The following is a 2902-nucleotide window of genomic DNA, read 5'->3' on the forward strand; positions in this document are numbered from 1 at the left end:
CTGATCTCGCCGCCACCGCATCACGACATCTATTCGATCGAGGACCTGGCGCAGCTGATCCACGATCTCAAGCAGGTCAATCCCGAGGCCCTGGTCTCGGTCAAGCTGGTCAGCAATGCCGGTGTCGGCACGGTGGCCGCGGGCGTGGTCAAGGCCGGCGCCGACCTGATCACCGTGTCCGGCCACGACGGTGGCACCGGCGCCAGTCCGCTGACCTCGCTCAAGTACGCCGGAACACCCTGGGAGCTGGGTCTTTCCGAGACCCGACAGACCTTGCTCAAGCATGGTCTAAGGGATCGTGTGCGGCTGCAGACCGATGGCGGCCTGAAGACCGGCCTGGATGTCATCAAGGCGGCCATGCTCGGTGCCGAGAGCTTTGGTTTTGGCACCGCACCCATGGTGGCTTTGGGCTGCAAGTACCTGCGCATCTGCCACCTCAACAATTGCGCCACCGGTGTGGCCACCCAGAACGAGCTGCTGCGCCGCAACCACTTCATCGGGCTGCCGGAAATGGTCGAGAATTATTTCCGTTTCCTGGTCGAGGACGTGCGTCACTGGCTCGCGCGCCTGGGCGTGCCCAGGCTGGAGGACATCATTGGTCGCACCGACCTGTTGGAGCAGATCGAGGACACGCGTTTGCACGGTGACGCCCTGGACCTGGCGCCGCTGCTGTCCAACGCCGACGCCCAGCCTGGCATGAAGCCCTACTGCACCCATGCACGCAACCCGGTGCGCAAGACAGCAGAGGTGGTGAAGCGGATCCAGGCCGACACCGCCAGCGCCGTGCAGTCAGGCAGTGGCGGTCGCTTTGCGTATGCCATCGGCAATGCCGATCGTGCGGTCGGGGCGCGCCTGTCCGGTGCCATCGCAAAGCGCTGGGGTGATGCGGGCATGGCCGAGCATCCGCTCACCCTGGAACTGACGGGAAGTGCGGGGCAGAGTCTGGGAGCATGGAACGCTGGCGGCCTGCATATCGACCTGACCGGCGAAGCCAACGATTATGTCGGCAAGGGCATGGCCGGGGGCCAGATTCTGGTGCGCCCACCGGCGGATGCCGGATATGCCAGCCACGAGGCGCCGATCCTGGGCAACACCTGCCTGTACGGCGCCACCGGTGGCGAGCTGTTCGCGGCCGGCACCGTGGGCGAGCGCTTCGCGGTGCGAAATTCAGGTGCCCTGGCGGTCACCGAGGGCGCGGGTGACCATTGCTGCGAGTACATGACCGGCGGCATCGTGGTGGTGCTGGGCCGCGCCGGGCTCAATTTCGGCGCCGGCATGACCGGCGGCTTCGCCTACGTGCTGGATCTGGACCGTGATTTCGTCGACCGCTACAACCACGAGCTGGTCGACATCGTGCACATCACACCGGAAGGCACCGAACATCACATGCAGCACCTGCGCGGTCTGATCCAGCGCCATGCCGAGTTGACCGGAAGCGCCTGGAGCAAGCGCCTGATCGACGACTTCCGCGGCGTGCTGCATCGTTTCTGGCTGGTCAAGCCACGTGCCGCGAGTCTTGAAGCGCTGGTCGAGGAATTGCGGAGGGCCGCATGAGCAACGAGAAGAACTTCCGCTTTGTTGATATTCCGCGGTCCATGCCGCGCACCTTGCCCGTGGCCGTGCGTGTGATCGGGCACGACGAGATCTACGGCGATTTCCTGCCCGATGATGCCACCGATCAGGCCGGTCGCTGCATCGATTGCGGCAACCCGTATTGCGAACATGCCTGTCCACTGCACAACTACATTCCGAACTGGCTGAAGCTGGTCGAGGAAGGCCATCTTTTCGCCGCCGCCGAGCTGATGCACCAGACCAATCCGCTGCCCGAGGTGTGTGGCCGCGTATGTCCGCAGGATCGCCTGTGCGAAGGCGCGTGCACGCTGGAACAGGGCGACTTTGGTGCGGTCACCATCGGCAGCGTCGAGCGCTGGGTGACCGACCAGGCACTGCGCCAGGGCTGGCGTCCCGATCTCAGCCGTGTGCAGGCGACCGGCCGCCGCGTGGCGGTGATCGGTGCCGGTCCGGCCGGCCTGTCCTGTGCCGACGTCCTGGTCCGGCATGGCATCGAGGCACACGTGTTCGATCGCTACGAGGAAATCGGCGGCCTGCTGACCTACGGCATTCCGCCGTTCAAGCTGGACAAGCAAGTCGTGCGGATGCGCCGGCGCGTGCTGGAGTCCATGGGCGTGCAGTTTCACCTCAACACCGAGATCGGGATCCACCGCGCCTTCGACAGCCTGCTGAACGAATTCGATGCGGTATTCATGGGCACCGGTGCCTACCGTGCGCTGGACGGCGGGCTGCCCGGTCTGCAACTGGACGGCGTGCACGCAGCCTTGCCGTTCCTGATTGCCAACGTCCGTCGACTGATGCGCGGGTTGCCGCTGGACCCGCAATATGATGTCGCCGGAAAGCGTGTGGTGGTGCTGGGCGGTGGCGATACCGGCATGGACTGCGTGCGCACCGCGATCCGCCTGGGCGCCAGTGAAGTCAGCTGCATCTACCGCCGCGACGAGGCCAACATGCCCGGTTCGCGACGCGAGGTGCGCAACGCGCGCGATGAAGGCGTGAAGTTCATGTTCCATCGTCAACCGCTGCGCATCATTGGTGACACCCAGGTCACCGGCGTGGACATGGTCGAGACGCGCCTGGTCGACAGCGGCGACGGCCGTCCGCGGCCGCAGAATGTGCTCGGCAGCGAGCATGTGCTGGAGGCGGATGTGGTGATCATAGCGTTCGGGTTTCAGGTGGATCCGCCGGCCTGGGCTGAGGCTGCGCATATCGAGCATCTGGCATCCGGGCGGACCATCGCCGGGGCCGATGGGCGGTTGCCGCATCAGACGTCGCATCCGCGGGTGTTTGCGGGTGGGGATATGGTGCGTGGGGCGGACCTGGTTGTCCG

General features: G+C 65.5%; 2 protein-coding genes. Both read left to right on the plus strand.

The annotated features are described in order from the left end of the window. Positions 1–1554: glutamate synthase-related protein (locus PF446_RS04435; protein WP_298070042.1), on the plus strand; the 1554-nt coding region annotated here is incomplete at its 5' end. After that, positions 1551–2902, plus strand: a 1352-nt coding sequence (locus PF446_RS04440; protein WP_298070043.1) for an FAD-dependent oxidoreductase, incomplete at its 3' end; no start/stop codon positions are given. The genes PF446_RS04435 and PF446_RS04440, both read left to right, overlap by 4 nt.

This window comes from Oleiagrimonas sp., from assembly GCF_027858935.1.
In the GTDB taxonomy this organism is placed as follows: domain Bacteria; phylum Pseudomonadota; class Gammaproteobacteria; order Xanthomonadales; family Rhodanobacteraceae; genus Oleiagrimonas.